The organism is Burkholderia sp. 22313, assembly GCF_052045245.1.
In the GTDB taxonomy this organism is placed as follows: domain Bacteria; phylum Pseudomonadota; class Gammaproteobacteria; order Burkholderiales; family Burkholderiaceae; genus Burkholderia.
The window spans coordinates 1-18208 of sequence record NZ_JBQEON010000006.1; the positions used below are offsets into that span (position 1 = coordinate 1).

Sequence of the window (18208 nt, forward strand, 5' to 3'; positions counted from 1 at the left end):
TCGACCGCGAGTGCGACACCCATCCCGCCACCGATGCACAGCGACGCCAGCCCGCGCTTCGCGTCGCGCTTGACCATCTCGTGCAGCAGCGTCACCAGGATCCGGCAGCCCGACGCGCCGATCGGATGGCCGATCGCGATCGCCCCGCCGTTCACGTTCACCTTCGACGTGTCCCAGCCCATCTGCTTGTGCACCGCCAGCGCCTGCGCCGCGAACGCCTCGTTGATTTCCATCAGGTCCAGGTCGCCCGGCGTCCAGCCCGCGCGCTCCAGCGCACGGCGCGACGCCGGCACCGGGCCCATGCCCATCACGCTCGGATCGACGCCCGCGTTCGCGTAGGCCTTGATCCGCGCAAGCGGCGTCAGGCCGAGTGCCGCCGCCTTCTGCGCCGACATCACCAGCACCGCCGCCGCGCCGTCGTTCAGGCCCGACGCGTTCGCCGCCGTCACCGAACCGTCCTTCGCGAACGCCGGCTTCAGGCCCGCGAGCGACTCCGCCGTCACGCCGTGACGCACGAACTCGTCGGTCGCGAACTGCAGCGGCTCGCCCTTGCGTTGCGGAATCGCCACCGGCACGATCTCGTCGTCGAAGCGGCCGGCCTTCTGCGCGGCTTCCGCCTTGTTCTGCGACAGCGCCGCGAATGCGTCCTGCTCTTCGCGCGTGATCCCGTATTCCTTCGCGACGTTCTCCGCCGTGATCCCCATGTGGTACTGGTTGTACACGTCCCACAGGCCGTCGACGATCATCGTGTCGACCAGCTTCGCATCGCCCATCCGGAAGCCGTCGCGCGAGCCCGGCAGCACGTGCGGCGACGCGCTCATGTTTTCCTGGCCGCCCGCGACCACGATCTCCGCGTCGCCCGCCATGATCGCGTTCGCCGCCAGCATCACGGCCTTCAGGCCCGAGCCGCACACCTTGTTGATCGTCATCCCCGGCACGGCCGCCGGCAGCCCGGCCTTGATCAGCGACTGGCGCGCCGGGTTCTGGCCCGAACCCGCCGTCAGCACCTGGCCCATGATCACTTCGCTCACCTGCTCCGGCTTCACGCCCGAGCGCTCCAGCACCGCCCGAATCACCGTCGCGCCCAGTTCGGGTGCCGCGATCTTCGCGAGCGAGCCGCCGAATTTGCCGACCGCGGTCCGCGCGGCCGATACGATCACTACGTCCGTCATTTCCCTTTCCTCCAGGCCCGCACGACACGGCGCATCGCTACCGGCCCTGTTAAAAAACTGCGGTGCATCGGACAGCGTGCGCCGCTGTCCGGTTTTCGTCAATCGCGCTGCAACACGTAGCGGCCCGGCGCCGGCTCGATCGCCGGGAACTGCGCGGAACCGGGCTTGGCCGGCGGCGCCACCTTGCGGCCGCCGTACTGATCCAGCCATTCGACCCAGGTCGTCCACCAGCTGCCCGGCTGCTCGGTCGCACCGGCAAACCAGTCGTCCGCGGATTCGGGCAGGTCGCTGTCGTTGACCCAGTAGCTGCGCTTCTTCTTCGCCGGGGGATTGATCACGCCCGCGATGTGACCCGACGCGCCGAGCACGAACTTCAGCGGGCCCGTCAGGATCGACGTCGATGCGTAGGCCGTCTGCCACGGCACGATGTGATCCTCGCGCGATCCGTAGATGAAGGTCGGCACGTCGATGCGCGACAGGTCGACGGATTCGCCGCACACGGTCAGCGCGCCCGGCACGCGCAGCTTGTTCTCGAGATAGGTATTGCGCAGGTACCACGCGTACATCGGACCCGGCAGGCTCGTCGAGTCGCTGTTCCAGTACAGCAGGTCGAACGCGGCAGGCGTGCGGCCCTTCAGGTAGTTGTCGACGACGTAGTTCCACACGAGGTCGTTCGGGCGCAGGAACGAGAACGTGTTCGCGAACTCGACGCCGCGCATCAGCCCCGGCGCCGCGCCATTCTTGCCGCCGATGGTCTGCTCGCGCATCTGCACATGGGCCTCGTCGACGAACACGTCGAGGATGCCCGTGTCGGTGAAGTCGAGCATCGCGGTCAGCAGCGTCATCGACGCGGCCGGGTGTTCGCCGCGCGCGGCGAGCACCGACAGCGCGGTCGCGAGCATCGTGCCGCCAACGCAGAAGCCGAGCGTGTTGATCTGCTCGCGGCCGCTGACCTGCTGCACGGCGTCGATCGCCGCGAGCAGCCCTTCGTTCATGTAGTCGTCCCACGTCTTGTGCGCGACCGACGCATCGGCGTTGCGCCACGACACGAGAAACACCTGATGACCGTTCGACAGCGCATGCGCGACGAGCGAATTCTCGGGCTGCAGGTCGAGGATGTAGAACTTGTTGATGCACGGCGGCACGATCAGGAGCGGCCGCTCGAACACCTTGTCCGTCTTCGGCGTGTACTGGATCAACTGGATCAGGTCGTTCTCGTAGACGACCGCGCCTTCGGTGCACCCGAGATTCCTGCCGACGACGAACTGCGTTTCGTCGGTCTGCGAAATCTTGCCGCGCTGCATGTCGCCGAGCAGGTTCATCATCCCCTGCCGCAGGCTTTCGCCCTGCGTCTCTAGGATCGATTTCTGGGCATCGGGATTGAGCGCGAGGAAGTTGCTCGGTGCAGCGGCGGCAGTCCATTGCTGAACCGAGAAACGGATGCGTTCGCGCGTCTTCGGATCGGTCTCGAGCGCGTCGGCCAGTTCCTGAAGGTAGCGCGCGTTGAGCAGATACCAGGCAGCCGCGAACGCGTGCGCGGGCGACGCCTTCCACGCATCCCCGCTGAAGCGGCGGTCCTTCAGCTCAGGCGACTCGAGCTTCGCGGCGGCGGCCTGCTGCATCAGCGTCACGCAATCGCGCGCATAGTCGGCCTGCAACTTCTGGAGCCGTTCGGGCGGGATCGCGGCAACCGGCAGCTTCAGCCCCGAGAACGGCGATGCCAGGTTGCCGAAACCACCCAGATCGGGCATCGACGGCATCTGGAACGGAAGCGAGGCCGGGAACTGGAATGCGGCGAACGGATTCGCGGTGGTCGCCGCCGTTGCGGCACGCGCCGGATCGGCGAAACCGCGCCACGCGTTCAACCATGCCTCGAACATCTGCTGCATCGGCTGGGTAGCCTGGTCGAATCCGGTGCTGCCTGCGGAAGTGCCCGCCTGAGCGGACGTCGACGAATTTTTCGATGCTGTCATTACCTGCCTTACCGTTGATTCGTGAGCGTCAATCGTGAAATCCTGCTCGCGCGCGGCGTGCCGGTTGCGAGCCGGGCCGTCATGCTCTGGAGAGGCGTCTCCAGATTCTGCCGCAGTGCGGTATTTTTATCATTATCGTTTTCCCCATGTGAAGCACCGCGTCAAACCACTGAACATTTCTGCCCGGAGATAATCCGCCCGCAACAGGCGGGGCAAGGCTTCCGGCGAAACATAAAATATTTTGATTGACTTGACTTCGCGATTATTCATTCGGTCGTCCATGCAACACCGCATTGCCGGGTCAATATCGAGATAACTCGATTTTGCAGCGCAACAACCCGCGCGCGCAAGCGCGCGGTCGAGGATCAGTCGGCCAGCCAGATTGCCGCAGCCATGCGGCCGGTCACGCGGTCGCGCCGATACGAATAGAAGCGCGTGTGTTCGGTGACCGTGCAGGCGGTCCCGCCACTCACGTGCGCAACGCCGGCGCGGGCAAGCCGCAGGCGCGCGAGCGTATAAAGATCGGCGAGGAATTTGCCGGACGCGCCGTCGATCGCGACGAACGCTTTGCGCGTCCCATCATGCTCCGACTGGGCAGCCGTGTCGAGAAACGCCTCGCGCACATCGGCACCGACCTCGAACGCCTGCGGGCCGATCGCGGGCCCCAGGTACGCACGCAGCCCGTCGGTCGTGCCGCCGGCGAGCGCCGCGACACGCGCCGCCGTCTGCTCGACGATGCCGGCCGCGAGGCCGCGCCAGCCCGCATGCGCGGCGCCCACCGCCCGGCCCCCGGCATCGCACAGCAGCACCGGCAGGCAATCCGCGACCATCACGACACAAACTGCGCCCGCGCGATCCGTCACGCTCGCGTCGGCCTGCACCGGCGCGGCGGCGCCGGACGCGGTCTCGATGACCTCGTCCGCGCGCACGATCTGCGCGCCGTGAACCTGCTCGAGCCATGCCGCGCGCGACTGGCCCGCCAGCGCGAGCAGGCGTGCGCGGTTCGCGGCGACATGGGCCGGATCGTCACCGGTATGCAGCCCGAGATTCATCCCGCCCGGCAACGCGGCGCCGCCCTGCCAGCGCCCGTACGGCCCCTCGCTCACCCCGCCGTCGCGCGTCGTGATCAGCGCGCGCACGCGCGGCGCTACCTGCCAGTCGGGCTGCACGCAGTCCTGCCACGTCAACGGCGCCAGGTTCTTCATTGGCACTCACTCCTCCTCATCGTCCGGATCCGACGCGTCATCGTAATCCTCGTCCTGGTAGTCCGCGGCGAAATCCTCATCGTCGTAGGCCCCGTCTTCGTCGTCGAATTCCTCGTCGCCCTGCCCGAAACCGAGCGCCGCGACGAGCGCATTCATGTCGTCCGGCAACGGACAACGCCACTGCATCGCCTTGCCCGTGACCGGATGCACGAGGCCGAGCCGCCATGCATGCAGCGCCTGCCGCGCGAAGCCGTCCGGCAGCGGTGCGACCGAGCGCTTGCCGCGCGCGTGGCCGTACACCGGATCGCCGAGCAGCGGATGCCCGGCATGCGAGCAGTGCACGCGGATCTGATGCGTGCGGCCGGTCTCGAGATCGCACTGGATCGCCGAAACCGGCTGACGTTGCCACATGCATGTGTCAACCGTGCGGAAATGCGTGCGCGCCGGCTTGCCCGACGCGCCGGTGACGACGGCCATGCGCGTGCGCTCGCGCGGATCGCGGCCGATCGGCGCGTCGATCGTGCCTTCCTCGGGCATCGTGCCCCACACGAGCGCGAAATAGCGCCGCTTGACCGTGCGGGCCTGCAACTGGCGCACGAGATCCGTCTGCGCGGCGAGCGTACGCGCGACCACCATCAGGCCGGACGTCTCCTTGTCGAGCCGGTGCACGATCCCGGCACGCGGCAGGCCGGCCGCCGCGTCGCCGTAGCGGTGCAGCAGCCCGTTGAGGAGCGTGCCGCTCCAGTTGCCGGCGGCCGGATGGACGACGAGGCCGGCCGGCTTGTTGATGACGACGAGCGCATCGTCCTCGTAGATCACGTCGAGCGGCACCGGCTCCGGCATGAACGCGAGCTGCTCCGGCAGCAGGTCGGGCACGAGCTCGATCTTCGCGCCGAGCGGCACGGGCTGGCGGATCTTCGCCGGCGCGCCGTCGACCAGCACGCGCTGCGCCTCGATCCAGCTCTGCAGGCGACTGCGGGAGAATTCGGGGAACAGTTGGGCGAGCGCCTTGTCGAGGCGTTCACCCGCCAGCGACAGCGGCACTTCGACGACGCGCGGCGTGTCGTCGCCTGCCGCGGAGGGCCTGGCAGACGGCTGCATCGCGGCTGCAGCCGGATCGTGATCGGGGGAATCCCCCGAGGCAGCGTCGGCGGGCCGATCGCTTGGGCTATAATCTTCGCGATTTGGCTTGCCCCGCGGGGCATTCTGCGAACTTGAACGGGTCATTTAGACTGGGTCACCGAGACTTGAAGCTAGGACATGCGAGCATGATGAATTCGACCAAACGTACGGCCAGAACCGTCGCCGCCCGAGCTGCGGTGGTAGCGGCCGCGGCCCTCATCGCCGGCTGCCACGGCTTGCCGCAGAAGCAGGACGAGACGGCTACCTGGTCGAACAACAAATTATACTCAGAGGCCCAGGACGCACTGTCCGGCGGCGACTGGGGCAAGTGCGCGAAATATTTCGAATCGCTGCAGGGCCGCGATCCGTTCGGTCATTTCGCGCAACAGGCGCAGATCAACGTCGCGTACTGCAACTGGAAGGACAACGAAGCGGCCGCCGCCGACCAGGCCGTCGACCGCTTCATCCAACTCCACCCGGATCACCCGGATATCCCGTACGCGTACTACCTGAAGGGGATGATCCACTTCAACGACGATCTCGGCCTGTTCGGCCGCTTCTCCGGCCAGGACATGAGCGAACGCGATCCGCAGGCGCTGCGCGAATCGTACGATGCGTTCAAGGTCGTCGTCGATCGCTATCCGAAGAGCAAGTACGCGCCCGACGCCGCGGCCCGGATGCGCTACATCGTCAATGCGCTCGCCTCGCACGAAGTGCACGCCGCCGACTACTACTATCGGCGCGGCGCCTATGTCGCGGCAATCAACCGCGCACAGCTCGCGATCAAGGACTACAAGGGCGCGCCGGCGATCGAGGACGCGCTGCACATCATGATCCTGTCGTACGGCAAGCTGAACCAGCCGCAACTCGCGGAAGACACGAAGCGCGTGCTGGCAGGGACCTTCCCGGACAGCCCGTACGTCACCGGCCACTCGCGCCCCGGCGCGAAGAAGTCGTGGTGGCAGTTCTGAGCGGCATTCCGTTCGGCTGCAGCAATAAAAAACCCGGCCACCGAGCCGGGTTTTTTATTGGCGTCGCCCGTAGCAGGCGGCAGTCCGGTTACGCGCGTTTGTCCGCGCGATGGTCGTCGAAGAAGTCCTGCACGACCGCGATCTCGCGGGTGCGCTTGAACGGCGGCAGGCTCTGCCAGATCCGGCGGCCATAAGGCTTGTCGACGAGTCGCGTGTCGCAGATCATCAGCACGCCGCGATCCGTCTCCGCGCGAATCAGGCGACCCGCGCCCTGCTTCAGCGTAATCACGGCCTGCGGCAGCTGATGAACCGCGAACGGGCTCAAGCCCTTCTTGGTCAGCGCCTCGAGCCGGGCGGCGAGCACCGGATCGTCGGGCGGCGCGAACGGCAGCTTGTCGATCACGACGAGCGACAGCGCGTCGCCGCGCACGTCGACACCTTCCCAGAAACTCTGGCTGCCGACCAGGATCGCGTTGCCGTACGAACGGAAGCGATCGAGCAGTTCCGTGCGGCTGGCATCGCCCTGCACCAGCAGCGGCGTGTTCCAGCCGCGCGACTCGATCACGTCGCGCAACTTCGACGCGATCCGGTCGACCGCGCGCAGCGTCGTGCAAAGCATGAAGACGCCGCCACCCGACGCCTCGATCGCCGGCAACGCGGCGTCGAACACGGCGTCCGTAAACGCGGGCGACGACGGCTGCGGCAGGTTGCGCGGCACGTACAGCAGGCCCTGCGCCTGATAGTCGAACGGGCTCGCGAGCGTCATCGAGCGACGCGAGCTGAGGCCCATCTGCGCCGCGTAGTGCGTGAAGTCGCCGCGCACCGACAGCGTCGCCGACGTGAAGACCCACGCGCGAGGCACGCCGGCGCGCTGCTTCGCGAAAATCGGTGCGACCGACAGCGGCGTCTCGTGCAGCTGGACGGTATGGGCGAACACCTCGACCCAGCGCACCTTCTCGTTCGGATCGTCGGCGGCCGCCTTGTCGCCGGCCTTCGCGGCTTCAGCCTTCGCAGCCTCTTCCGCTGCGCCGGGCGTCACCCAGCCCGCGAGCAGATCCTGCAGCTCGCGTGCGCGCCGCAAGCACGCGCCGAGCGATTCCGCCCGCTCGGCCTGGCCGGCCAGCGCCGAGGCGAGCGCATCGAGCGCAGTCTCGAGCGCATCCAGCGCGCCGAACATCGGATGATCGTCGCCCAGTTGCGCGAGCGACATGCGCACGATCTGGTCGTTCGCAAACGCGAGACGCAGGTCGCGCGCCGCACGCTCGAGATCGCCGCCGAGCTTCACCCACTCGACCGCATCCCGCGCATGACTCAGGCCTTCGGCGACCGTGTCGCGCGCGAGTTCGAGGATCTGCGTGGTCGACAGCGTCTCGCCGAAGAACAGCGTGGCCGTCTCCGGCAACTGGTGCGCTTCGTCGAAGATCACCGTGTTCGCGTTCGGCAGCAGTTCGGCCATCCCGGTGTCGCGCAGCATGATGTCCGCGAAGAACAGGTGATGGTTGACGACGACGATATCGGCCTGCTGCGCCTCGCGCCGCGCCTGCATCACGAAGCATTCCTTGTACTGCGGGCATTCCTGGCCGAGGCAGTTGTCGCGCGTCGACGTGACCATCGACCACACGGGCGCCGTCTCCGGCACGCTCGCGAGTTCGGCCTTGTCGCCGCTCTTCGTGATCTTCGCGAACCGGACGATTTCCTGCAGATACGCGGTGTCCTGCCGCGACGGCAGGCGGCCGTTGTCGGCCGTACGCTGCAGATAGTAATGGCACAGGTAGTTCGAGCGGCCCTTGAGCATCGCGACCGTCACCGGCACCGCGAGCGCGTTGCGCACGGTCGGGATGTCGCGCTGGAACAGCTGGTCCTGCAGGTGCTTCGTGCCGGTCGACACGATCACCTTGCCGCCCCACAGCATCGCGGGCACCAGGTACGCATAGGTCTTGCCGGTACCGGTGCCGGCCTCGACGATCAGCGTGTTGTCGCCGGTGTCGCTGTCGGTGTCGGCCGCCGCGCCGTCGGCGGCGGATTCGGCCGCCTTGTCGCCCTCGCCCAGGCGGCGCGCCGGCCGCTTGCGAGTCTCGAAGATCTCCGGCTCGGGCATCCGGCGCGCGGACGCCTCCATCGCGGACGCGACCGCACGCGCCATCTCGATCTGCGACAGACGCGGGTGATAGCCGTCGAGCGCGCGCGCGAGCAGTCCGCCTTCACCGAAGATCGTGTCGAGTTCGTCGACGCGCTTGCGGCTCAGCTCGAAGGTGCCTTCGGGCGCACGAACGCGCCCGGCAGACGACGCGTCACGCCGGGCATCGGAATTGGCTTCAAGCGGTGAATTCAAGGCAAGCGTTCCTGTGTCCAGCGCCCGGGCGGCGCCGGCGCTTGCCAGGCCGCGCTCAGGCGCGCTTATCCGGTTCCAGCTGCGATTGCAGCAAAATGATTTTGTCCTTGGCCGCCAGCTTTTCCTTCTTCAGGCGGTGCAGCGTGATGTCGTCGATGTCGGAGTGTAATTCCTTCAGCTCGATCTCCCGAGCGAGCTGCTGGTGCTGCTCCTGCAATGCAGCCAAACGGTTGTGCAATTCCTGCTGCTGTTCCGTGGGACGGTTTTGCATCTGCGCCTCCTCATCGAAGCAGCGCGCCGACTGGCGTGCCGGCACGCACGAGACTGACTCCGGATCAATCCAACACGTTACTGCCCCTGCTGTTGCTGCTTGGCCTTGCCGGCCGCTTCCTGCTGACGCCGCTCGACATCGGCCTTGTGCTGGGCGGCTTCCTTCTGCTTCTGCTCGTAGCGCGCGGCGTTGTCAGAACGCTCCTGCGCCTTCTGCGCGGCCTGCTGGTGCGCCTGGTCGAGCTTGCGCTGGAAGTCCGCCTGCTTCTGGTCGTATGCCTGCTTGCTCGCGGCGTGCTGCGGCGCTTGCGCACCGCGCTGCGCCTGCTTCAGTGCATTCTGCTCCTGCTTGTCGCGGAATGCAGCCGCGTTCGCCGCGTCGTTCGCCGCGCGCTGCGGCGCTTCCGCCGCATTCTGCGCCTGCTTCAGCGCCTGCTGCTGGTCGCGCTGCTGCGCCCGCATCGCACGCTGTTCGTCGTCGAGCGCGAGCTGCTCCTGACGGATGCTCGCCCGCTCCTCGCGCATCTGGTCGCGCGCCTTGCCGAGACAGTGATTGACGAAGAACTTGCTGTAGCAATCGTGCTCCGCCACGGCATAACGATAATCGTTTTCCGCGGACCGTTGATTGAGCACTTTTTGACGGGCGTCAAAATCCTGCGTGGCGGAAGCCGGGACGGGCACGGCTGCGGTGGCGTCCGGCGCGGTTGCACCCGATGCCTGTGCATACGCGACGGTAGACCCGACGGACAAAGCCGCGGCAAGCGCTGCGCCGAGCGCGACGAGAGAAATGCGGGAAGTTGGCAACGTCGTAGGAAAGCTGCGGGACATGTGTCAAATTCTATCACCCCCGGCTGGACGCTCCGCCATTTCATGGCAAAATGCCCCGCTTCACTCACCCGCGGCATCTGGCCCGGCGGGCCCGTCTCGCAGCCCGCCGCGCGTGGCCGCCGGCCCGCGCCGCGATTTCAGCAGGCACATCATCCACGACATGACGGAAACCGTAGCACTCAAGATCGTACAGCGCATCGCCACCGAACTGTCCGTCCAGCCGCGCCAGGTCGCGGCGGCCGTGCAACTCCTCGACGAAGGCTCGACCGTTCCGTTCATTGCCCGGTACCGCAAGGAAGTGACCGGCAACCTGGACGACACGCAGTTGCGCCAGCTCGAGGAACGCCTCCTGTATCTGCGCGAGCTCGAGGATCGCCGCGCGACGATCCTGTCGAGCATCGACGAGCAAGGCAAGCTGACCGACGAACTGCGCACCGCGATCGATGCGGCCGACAGCAAGCAGGTGCTCGAAGACCTTTATCTGCCGTACAAGCCGAAGCGCCGCACGCGCGCGCAGATCGCCCGCGAAGCCGGCCTCGAGCCGCTCGCGCAGGCGCTGCTCGCGAATCCGCTGCTCGATCCGCAGACGGAAGCCGCCGCCTACGTCGATGCCGACAAGGGTGTCGCCGACGTGAAGGCCGCGCTCGACGGCGCACGCGACATCCTGTCCGAACAATTCGGCGAAACGGCCGAACTGCTCGGCAAGCTGCGCGACTATCTGCACAGCCAGGGTGTCGTGTCGTCGGCCGTCGTCGAAGGCAAGGAAAACGAGGAAGGCGAGAAGTTCCGCGACTACTACGACTATGCGGAAACGATCCGGACCGTGCCGTCGCACCGCGCGCTCGCGCTGTTCCGCGGCCGCAATGCCGGCGTGCTGACCGTCAAGCTCGGCCTCGGCGAGGAACTCGACGCACAGGTCCCGCATCCGGGCGAAGCGATGATCGCGCGCCATTTCGGGATCGCGAACCAGAGCCGCCCGGCCGACAAATGGCTGTCCGACGTGTGCCGCTGGTGCTGGCGCGTGAAGGTACAGCCGCACATCGAAAACGAGCTGCTCACGCAACTGCGCGAAACGGCCGAAGCCGAAGCGATCCGCGTGTTCGCCCGCAACCTGAAGGATCTGCTGCTCGCCGCGCCGGCCGGCCCGAAGGCCGTGATCGGTCTCGACCCCGGCCTGCGCACGGGCGTGAAGGTCGCCGTGGTCGACCGCACCGGCAAGGTGCTCGCCACCGACACGATCTACCCGCACGAACCGCGTCGCGACTGGGACGGCTCGCTCGCGAAGCTCGCGCGCATCGCCGCGCAGACGCAGGCCGAGCTGATCAGCATCGGCAACGGCACCGCATCGCGCGAAACCGACAAGCTCGCGAGCGAACTGATCTCGAAGCACCCCGAACTGCGGCTGCAGAAGATCGTCGTGTCGGAAGCCGGTGCGTCGGTCTACTCGGCGTCCGAGCTGGCCGCGAAGGAATTCCCCGAGCTCGACGTGTCGCTGCGCGGCGCCGTGTCGATCGCCCGCCGCCTGCAGGATCCGCTCGCCGAACTCGTGAAGATCGAGCCGAAGGCGATCGGCGTCGGCCAATACCAGCACGACGTGAACCAGCGCGAACTCGCCCGCTCGCTCGACGCGGTCGTCGAGGATTGCGTGAACGCGGTCGGCGTCGACGCGAACACCGCATCGGTCGCGCTGCTCGCACGCGTGTCGGGCCTGAACGCGACGCTCGCGCGCAACATCGTCGACTACCGCGACGCGAACGGGCCGTTCCCGTCGCGCGACCACCTGCGCAAGGTGCCGCGCCTCGGCGACAAGACGTTCGAGCAGGCCGCCGGCTTCCTGCGCATCAACGGCGGCGAGAATCCGCTCGATCGTTCGTCGGTGCACCCGGAAGCCTATCCGGTCGTCGAACGGATTCTCGCGAAGATCAGCAAGCGGATCGACGACGTGCTCGGCAGCCGCGACGCGCTGTCCGGCCTGTCGCCGGCGGAATTTGTTGACGAACGTTTCGGCCTGCCGACCGTGCGCGACATCCTGTCCGAACTCGAAAAACCGGGTCGCGACCCGCGCCCCGAGTTCAAGACCGCCACGTTCCGCGACGGCGTCGAAAAGGTGTCCGACCTGATGCCGGGCATGTTGCTTGAAGGGGTCGTGACGAACGTCGCGGCATTCGGCGCGTTCGTGGATATCGGCGTGCATCAGGACGGCCTCGTCCACGTGTCGGCGATGTCGACGAAGTTCATCAAGGATCCGCACGAAGTCGTGAAGGCCGGCCAGGTCGTCAAGGTCAAGGTGATCGACGTCGACGTGAAGCGCCAGCGCATCGCGCTGACGATGCGCCTCGACGACGAAGCAGCCGCGCCCGGCATGGCAGCGCGCGGCACTCAGGATCGCGGCAACGCCGGCCGCGGCGGCGCCGCCCGTCCGCAGCGCTCGCGCGAACCGGAACCGGCCGGCGCGATGGCCGCGGCGTTCGCGAAGCTGAAGCGCTGAGTACGCGGCAGCGTCGACGCCAATAAAAAACCCGCCGAAAGGCGGGTTTTTTATTACTTCGACCAGCGCGGCCAGATCGGCATGAGCCGCATGCGCGGCCCATGCGCGCGCCGGTCAGATCTCGATCTTGGTGCCGAGCTCGACGACGCGGTTCGCCGGAATCGAGAAGAAGTCGGTCGGCTTCGCCGCGTTCTGATGCATCCACGCAAACACGCGCTCACGCCAGATCGACATGCCGGGCAGATGCGTCGGCACGACCGTTTCGCGCGCGAGGAAGAACGACGTATCCATCAGCTCGAACGTCATGTCGTGCGTGCGGCCGAATTCCTCGAGCACGGCCTTCACGTCCGGTGTCTCGTTGAAGCCGTACTCGGCCTTGACGATGTACAGTCCGCCGCTCGCATCGCGCGAGCTCAGGCGCTTGTCGTCGCGCACGTACGGAATGTCGCGCGTCACGAACGTCAGGAAGATGGTCCGCTCGTGCAGCACCTTGTTGTGCTTCAGGTTGTGCAGCAGGCTGACGGGCACGAGCTTGTCGTTGCCGGTCAGGTAGATCGCCGTGCCCGACACGCGGTGCGGCGGATGCGCGAGCAACCCCTGCAGGAACGGCTCGAGCGGGATACCGTCGGCCGCCGTGCGTTCCTTGACGATGTGCCGGCCCTTGTACCAGGTCATCAGCAGGAAGAACAGCAGCGCGCCGATGCCGAGCGGCAGCCAGCCGCCCTGCGCAACCTTCAGCAGGTTCGCGCCGAAGAAGCCGAGGTCGATCACGAGGAATACCGCGATGATCGCGCCAACCAGCAGCCGGTTCCAGTTCCACACCTTCACCATCACGACGGCCGCGAGCACGGTCGTGATCACCATCGTCGCCGTCACCGCGATGCCGTACGCGGCCGCGAGGTTGTCGGAGCTCTTGAAACCGACCACGATGCAGAGAATCACGAACAGCAGCAGCCAGTTCACGACCGGCACGTAGATCTGGCCGATCGCGAGCTCGGACGTGTGCAGCACCTTCATGCGCGGCACGTAGCCGAGCTGGATCGCCTGCGACGTCAGCGAATACGCGCCCGAGATCACAGCCTGCGAAGCGATCACGGTCGCGACCGTCGACAGCACGACGAGCGGCAGCAGCCCCCATTCGGGCGCCAGCAGGAAGAACGGGTTCTCGATCGCCTTCGGGTTCTGGATCAGCAGCGCGCCCTGGCCGAAGTAGTTCAGCACGAGCGACGGCATCACGAGCCCGTACGCCGCGAGGCGGATCGGCTTCGCGCCGAAGTGGCCCATGTCCGCGTAGAGCGCTTCCGCGCCGGTCAGCACCAGCACGACGGAGCCGAGCACGACGTACGCCTGCAGCAGGTGATCGGCCATGAACGACGCCGCGTAATACGGGTTGATCGCCGCGATGATGCCCGGCACGCGCACGATGTGGTACACGCCGAGCGCCGCAATCACGACGAACCACAGCACCATGATCGGCCCGAACAGCTTGCCGACCAGCGCGGTGCCGTGACGCTGGATCCAGAACAGCGCGATCAGGATCACGATCGTGATCGGCAAGACAAGATGGGACAGATGCGGCGTTGCGATCTCGAGACCTTCGACCGCCGACATCACGGAGATCGCCGGCGTGATCACGGCATCGCCGTAGAACATGCATGCCCCGAAGATCCCGAGCGCCATCAGCGCGCCCGCGACGCGGGTTTTCGAGTCGAGCGGCCGCAGCGACAATGCCATCAGCGCGAGCACGCCGCCCTCGCCGTTGTTGTCGGCCCGCATCACGAACAGCAGGTATTTGACGCCGACCACCAGGATGATTGCCCAGAACAGCAGCGAGATCACACCGAGGATCGAGCCTTCGGTCAGCGGGATGCCGTGTGCGGGGCTGAACGCCTCCTTCAGCGAATACAACGGGCTCGTGCCGATGTCGCCGAACACGACGCCGATGGCCGCTATCGCAAGCGAGCGCATCGAGTGTTGGTGCGTCGAATGCGCGTGTGCTGCGTCGGTCGCCTGGATCGTGTCGTTCATATGAAGCGTAATAATCGGGTCCGGTTCGGACAAAACGAGCGCTATTCTACTCGCGCCCCCCTGAAACACCGTCCTGCCCTGTTGCCCTGACACCACGTGAGCCATGCTGCGCATGCAATCCTGCGCCAGCTGTGGCAGGGCTGCCATCATAGCCGGGACCGCGCCGTCTGCCTACCGAGCGCGCCGGTCGCGTTGCCGGCCGGCCCGGCGCCCCAATGAAAAAACGGCGCCGCAAGCGGCGCCGTGCAAGGCTTTCCTTCGATCGGCCGGCGCTTACGCGCCCGAACCGTCGCGCTGTGCGCGACCGCGCTTGATCCATGCCTCGAGATTGTGCGGACGAACCGTGTCCCACTCCTCGAACGGCTGATGAATCCACGGATTCGTCGGCAAATACTGCGTGTGATAGTCAGGCTTGACCTTCGAACACCCCTTGTACCAGAGCACGGCCGAACGCACGGCCGTGACGGACGGATAGCGCTCCTTCAGGTGCTCCTGCACGCGCGCGAGCGTCACGCCCGAATCGACGAGATCGTCGACCAGCAGCACGTTGCCCTCGAGGTTGCCGCGCGTCATCGTGATGTACTGCGCGATGTCGAGCTCGCCCTGCTCGGTGCCGGCCGCTTCGCGGTACGAACTCGTCGCGAGGATCGCGAGCGGGACGTCATAGATACGCGACAGCTGATCGCCGACGCGCAGGCCACCGCGCGCGAGGCACAGGATCTGGTCGAACTTCCAGCCCGATGCATGCACCTGGAGCGCGAGCAGCTCGATCAGACGATGGTATTCGTCCCAGCCTACCCACAGGTTCTTGTCGTCGTTGCGCGGATCGGTCATCAAGTCTGCCGCCGTCATCGTGATTTGCTGCGTCATGCTGGAAATTACACCTTGAACGGATGGCGGAGCAGGATCGTTTCGTCGCGGTCCGGGCCCGTCGACACCATGTCGACCGGCACGCCGGCCACTTCCTGGACACGGGTCAGGTATGCCCGCGCGTTCGCCGGCAGTGCGTCCCACGTGTTGATGCCGACCGTGCTTTCCTTCCAGCCCGCGAACGTTTCGTACACCGGCTCGCAACGTGCGACGTCGACCGCGCCACGCGGCAGGATGTCCACGTCCTTGCCGTCGACCTTGTAGCCGACGCACAGCTTGACTTCATCGAGACCGTCGAGCACGTCGAGCTTCGTCATGCACAGGCCCGACACGCCGTTGATCTGGATCGAGCGGCGCAGTGCCGCTGCGTCGAGCCAGCCGGTGCGGCGCGGACGGCCGGTGACCGAGCCGAATTCCTTGCCGACGTTCGCCAGCGTGACGCCGATCTGGTCCTGACGCTGCGGGTTGTCCGCATCGTACAGCTCGCTCGGGAACGGGCCCGAGCCGACGCGCGTGCAATATGCCTTCGTGATGCCGAGGATGTAGTTGAGCTTCTGCGGACCGACGCCGGCGCCGGCCGATGCCGCACCCGCGACGCAGTTGCTCGACGTGACGAACGGATAGGTGCCGTGGTCGATGTCGAGCAGCGTGCCTTGCGCGCCTTCGAACAGCAAGTTCTGACCGGCATTGTTCGCGTCGTACAGGCGGCGCGACACGTCGGCGACCATCGGCTTCAGGCGATCGGCATAGCCGAGCATCGTGTCGAGCGTGGCCTGGAAATCGACGGCCGCGCCACCCAGGTACTGGGTCAGCACGAAGTTGTGGAAGTCGAGGTTTTCGCGCAGGCGATCGGCGAAGGTCTTCGCGTCGAACAGGTCTTGCACGCGCAGCGCACGGCGACCAACCTTGTCTTCATAGGCCGGGCCGATGCCGCGGCCGGTCGTACCGATCTTGCCCGCGCCCTTGCGCGCTTCGCGCGCCTGGTCGATTGCGATGTGGTGCGGCAGGATCAGCGTCGTGGCTTCGGAAATGAACAGGCGATCGCGCACGTTCACGCCAGCCTCTTCCAGCTCGCCGATTTCCTTGAACAGTGCCTCGGGGGACAGGACGACGCCGTTGCCGATGTAGCAGGCGACGCCTTCACGCATGATGCCCGACGGAATGAGGCGCAAGATGGTTTTCTTGCCGCCGATGATGAGGGTGTGACCCGCGTTGTGACCGCCCTGGAAACGCACGACGCCTTGAGCGTGGTCCGTCAGCCAGTCGACGATCTTGCCCTTGCCTTCATCACCCCATTGCGTTCCCACGACGACGACATTGCGCCCGGGAGTCACGTTCACTGCGCTGGCAGACATGTTGATTCGTTAGCTGGTTAAAAACGTATTCTACCTATGTTCGCGGGCGATTCCGAATTTTTCCGTTTCGCTTCAACGATATGCACGCCGAACGACGGCCCGCGAACGCCTGTTTAACGGGGCTCGACCACCCATGCACCGTTACGCTCGACGAGCGATCGGTCGCAGGCGAACTCGTCGAGCACGTGGTCGTGCCCCGGCAATGCCTGAATCACGACCTCGCCCGCGTCGCGCAGCGCCGCGACGGCCGCGCGCAGCGCGTCGTCCTGCACCCACGGCGCGAGAATCGCGGTGCCGCGCGCCTCGACCGGAGAAATCCGCGCGAGCTCGCGCAGGTCGAGCGAGAAACCCGTCGCCGGACGCGCGCGACCGTAGGCCTGGCCCACGTGGTCGTAACGGCCGCCGCGGGCGATCGCGTTCGGCACCCCATCGATGTACGCAGTGAACATCGCACCGCTGTGGTACGCATAGCCGCGCAGGTCGGCGAGATCGATCGCCACTTCGACACCCTTCGCCTGGGCCGCGAGCTGTGCGAGGTCGTCGAGCGCGCGCGTGATCTCGGGCAGCACCGGCAGGCGTGCGCGGGCCTCGTCGAGCACGCCCGCATCGCCGTACAGCTGCGGCAGCGCACGCAGCGCCGCGCGCGTGTCGGCGCCGAGATCGTCGGTGAGTTCGTTCAGCAGCGGCACGTCCTTGCCCGACAGCGCGTCGTACAGCGCTTCGCCGCGCTCGGCGGCCTGCGCATCGCGCGCGAGCAGCGCCGCGAGCACGCCCGCGTGGCACAGATCGAGGCGGATCCGCGACAGCCCCGCGAGATGCAACGCGTCGAGCATCAATTGCTGGATCTCGAGATCGGCTTCCAGCCCTGCATGCCCGTAGATTTCGGCGCCGATCTGAATCTGTTCGCGCGTCGCGTGCAGGCCGCGCGGACGCGTATGCATCACGTGGCCCGCATAGCAGAGGCGCGTCACGCCCTGACGGTTCAGCAGGTGCGCGTCGATGCGCGCGACCTGCGGCGTGATGTCCGCGCGCAGGCCGAGCGTGCGGCCCGACAGCTGGTCGACCAGCTTGAAGGTGCGCAGGCGCAGATCGGCGCCACCGCTCGTCAACAGCGACTCGAGGTATTCGAGCAGTGGCGGCATCACCATTTCGTAGCCGTACGAACGGAAGCGATCGAGCAGCCTGCGGCGCAGCTCCTCGATCTTGCGCGCTTCCGACGGCAGTACGTCGGCGATATTCTCGGGAAGTAACCAGGTCGACATCGGTACGGTCCTACGACGGGAAACAGGGCGCGACACGCGCGCCGCGAGATGAATCGGAAATCGGAAAGCGGGCGGAACGAACGGCGGGTGCGCCGTCTGGATCGTGCCTCCGGTCAGGTGGCGAGCAGCAGCAGGACGAGTCCGAGCGCCATCACGATGAGGCCGCCGATCCGGATATGATGCGGCGGACGCTCCGCTATTCTACGAAACGTGTCGCGCCAGGCGACGGGAAACACGAAGGGGAACGCCCCCTCGATGATCAGCATCAGTGCTACCGCGAGCAACAACGAGCCAGCCAGATCCATGCGAGCGACGGCGCCGCTCGACGCGGC

14 protein-coding genes are annotated in these 18208 nt (G+C 66.7%); 2 read left to right on the forward strand and 12 right to left on the reverse strand.

All coding sequences use genetic code 11. The features are described 5' to 3' along the window. From ACTJKF_RS06960 to ACTJKF_RS06975, 4 genes are all read right to left on the reverse strand, one after another. On the reverse strand, positions 1–1172 hold a 1172-nt coding region (locus ACTJKF_RS06960), incomplete at its 3' end, for an acetyl-CoA C-acetyltransferase (protein WP_440622827.1). Positions 1173–1270: 98 nt separating this feature from the next. After that, the gene (gene phaC, locus ACTJKF_RS06965) at positions 1271–3145 is read right to left on the reverse strand and encodes a class I poly(R)-hydroxyalkanoic acid synthase (protein WP_440622828.1); all 1875 of its coding nucleotides are present in this window, start codon (positions 3143–3145) and stop codon (positions 1271–1273) included. 365 nt (positions 3146–3510) lie between these two features. After that, positions 3511–4350, reverse strand: coding sequence for a peptidoglycan editing factor PgeF (pgeF, locus tag ACTJKF_RS06970; protein WP_440622829.1), 840 nt, complete (start codon positions 4348–4350; stop codon positions 3511–3513). Positions 4351–4356: 6 nt separating this feature from the next. Continuing rightward, complete coding sequence (locus tag ACTJKF_RS06975; RefSeq protein WP_440622830.1) at positions 4357–5577, reverse strand: RluA family pseudouridine synthase; 1221 nt, start codon at positions 5575–5577, stop codon at positions 4357–4359. 41 nt (positions 5578–5618) lie between these two features. On the opposite strand from ACTJKF_RS06975, the gene ACTJKF_RS06980 reads away from it, so the two are divergent. After that, positions 5619–6443: an outer membrane protein assembly factor BamD gene (locus ACTJKF_RS06980; protein ID WP_440622831.1), complete on the forward strand. Its 825-nt coding sequence runs from the start codon at positions 5619–5621 to the stop codon at positions 6441–6443. An 88-nt stretch (positions 6444–6531) separates the two neighbouring features. Here ACTJKF_RS06980 and ACTJKF_RS06985 read toward each other — a convergent pair whose 3' ends face one another. The 3 genes from ACTJKF_RS06985 to ACTJKF_RS06995 form a co-directional block, all read right to left on the reverse strand. Continuing rightward, positions 6532–8775, reverse strand: coding sequence for an ATP-dependent DNA helicase (locus ACTJKF_RS06985; RefSeq protein WP_440622832.1), 2244 nt, complete (start codon positions 8773–8775; stop codon positions 6532–6534). A gap of 55 nt (positions 8776–8830) precedes the next feature. Next, positions 8831–9046, reverse strand: coding sequence for a DUF465 domain-containing protein (locus ACTJKF_RS06990; RefSeq protein WP_440622833.1), 216 nt, complete (start codon positions 9044–9046; stop codon positions 8831–8833). Positions 9047–9123: 77 nt separating this feature from the next. Next, a complete protein-coding gene (locus tag ACTJKF_RS06995; protein ID WP_440622834.1) occupies positions 9124–9873 on the reverse strand; it encodes a hypothetical protein in 750 nt (249 codons plus the stop codon). Between the two features lie 160 nt (positions 9874–10033). Between ACTJKF_RS06995 and ACTJKF_RS07000 the strand changes: the two genes are divergently transcribed. Beyond that, on the forward strand, positions 10034–12361 hold the full coding sequence (locus ACTJKF_RS07000) for a Tex family protein (RefSeq protein WP_440622835.1): 2328 nt from the start codon (positions 10034–10036) through the stop codon (positions 12359–12361). A gap of 114 nt (positions 12362–12475) precedes the next feature. Here the strand turns inward: ACTJKF_RS07000 and ACTJKF_RS07005 are convergent, their stop codons facing one another. The 5 genes from ACTJKF_RS07005 to ACTJKF_RS07025 form a co-directional block, all read right to left on the reverse strand. Beyond that, positions 12476–14389: a potassium transporter Kup gene (locus ACTJKF_RS07005; RefSeq protein ID WP_440622837.1), complete on the reverse strand. Its 1914-nt coding sequence runs from the start codon at positions 14387–14389 to the stop codon at positions 12476–12478. A 273-nt stretch (positions 14390–14662) separates the two neighbouring features. Next, a complete protein-coding gene (locus ACTJKF_RS07010; protein ID WP_440622838.1) occupies positions 14663–15259 on the reverse strand; it encodes a phosphoribosyltransferase in 597 nt (198 codons plus the stop codon). An 8-nt stretch (positions 15260–15267) separates the two neighbouring features. Continuing rightward, the gene (locus ACTJKF_RS07015) at positions 15268–16614 is read right to left on the reverse strand and encodes an adenylosuccinate synthase (protein WP_440622839.1); all 1347 of its coding nucleotides are present in this window, start codon (positions 16612–16614) and stop codon (positions 15268–15270) included. A 113-nt stretch (positions 16615–16727) separates the two neighbouring features. Further along, the gene (locus ACTJKF_RS07020) at positions 16728–17876 is read right to left on the reverse strand and encodes an ATP phosphoribosyltransferase regulatory subunit (protein ID WP_440622840.1); all 1149 of its coding nucleotides are present in this window, start codon (positions 17874–17876) and stop codon (positions 16728–16730) included. 113 nt (positions 17877–17989) lie between these two features. Further along, positions 17990–18181 carry a DUF2065 domain-containing protein gene (locus tag ACTJKF_RS07025; protein ID WP_009687995.1) on the reverse strand — a complete coding sequence of 64 codons (192 nt, stop codon included), beginning with the start codon at positions 18179–18181 and terminating at the stop codon, positions 17990–17992. Between the last annotated feature and the right edge of the window lie 27 nt (positions 18182–18208).

What these genes read in the sequence shown, in the direction of transcription:
- ACTJKF_RS07020 (WP_440622840.1), bottom strand. Translation starts at nt 17,876, where the DNA reads ATGTCGACCTGGTTACTTCCCGAGAATATCGCCGACGTACTGCCGTCG.
- ACTJKF_RS06990 (WP_440622833.1), bottom strand. Translation starts at nt 9,046, where the DNA reads ATGCAAAACCGTCCCACGGAACAGCAGCAGGAATTGCACAACCGTTTG.
- ACTJKF_RS06975 (WP_440622830.1), bottom strand. Translation starts at nt 5,577, where the DNA reads ATGACCCGTTCAAGTTCGCAGAATGCCCCGCGGGGCAAGCCAAATCGC.
- ACTJKF_RS06995 (WP_440622834.1), bottom strand. Translation starts at nt 9,873, where the DNA reads ATGTCCCGCAGCTTTCCTACGACGTTGCCAACTTCCCGCATTTCTCTC.
- pgeF (WP_440622829.1), bottom strand. Translation starts at nt 4,350, where the DNA reads ATGAAGAACCTGGCGCCGTTGACGTGGCAGGACTGCGTGCAGCCCGAC.
- ACTJKF_RS07000 (WP_440622835.1), top strand. Translation starts at nt 10,034, where the DNA reads ATGACGGAAACCGTAGCACTCAAGATCGTACAGCGCATCGCCACCGAA.
- ACTJKF_RS07015 (WP_440622839.1), bottom strand. Translation starts at nt 16,614, where the DNA reads ATGTCTGCCAGCGCAGTGAACGTGACTCCCGGGCGCAATGTCGTCGTC.
- ACTJKF_RS07010 (WP_440622838.1), bottom strand. Translation starts at nt 15,259, where the DNA reads ATGACGCAGCAAATCACGATGACGGCGGCAGACTTGATGACCGATCCG.
- ACTJKF_RS07005 (WP_440622837.1), bottom strand. Translation starts at nt 14,389, where the DNA reads ATGAACGACACGATCCAGGCGACCGACGCAGCACACGCGCATTCGACG.
- ACTJKF_RS07025 (WP_009687995.1), bottom strand. Translation starts at nt 18,181, where the DNA reads ATGGATCTGGCTGGCTCGTTGTTGCTCGCGGTAGCACTGATGCTGATC.
- ACTJKF_RS06980 (WP_440622831.1), top strand. Translation starts at nt 5,619, where the DNA reads ATGATGAATTCGACCAAACGTACGGCCAGAACCGTCGCCGCCCGAGCT.
- phaC (WP_440622828.1), bottom strand. Translation starts at nt 3,145, where the DNA reads ATGACAGCATCGAAAAATTCGTCGACGTCCGCTCAGGCGGGCACTTCC.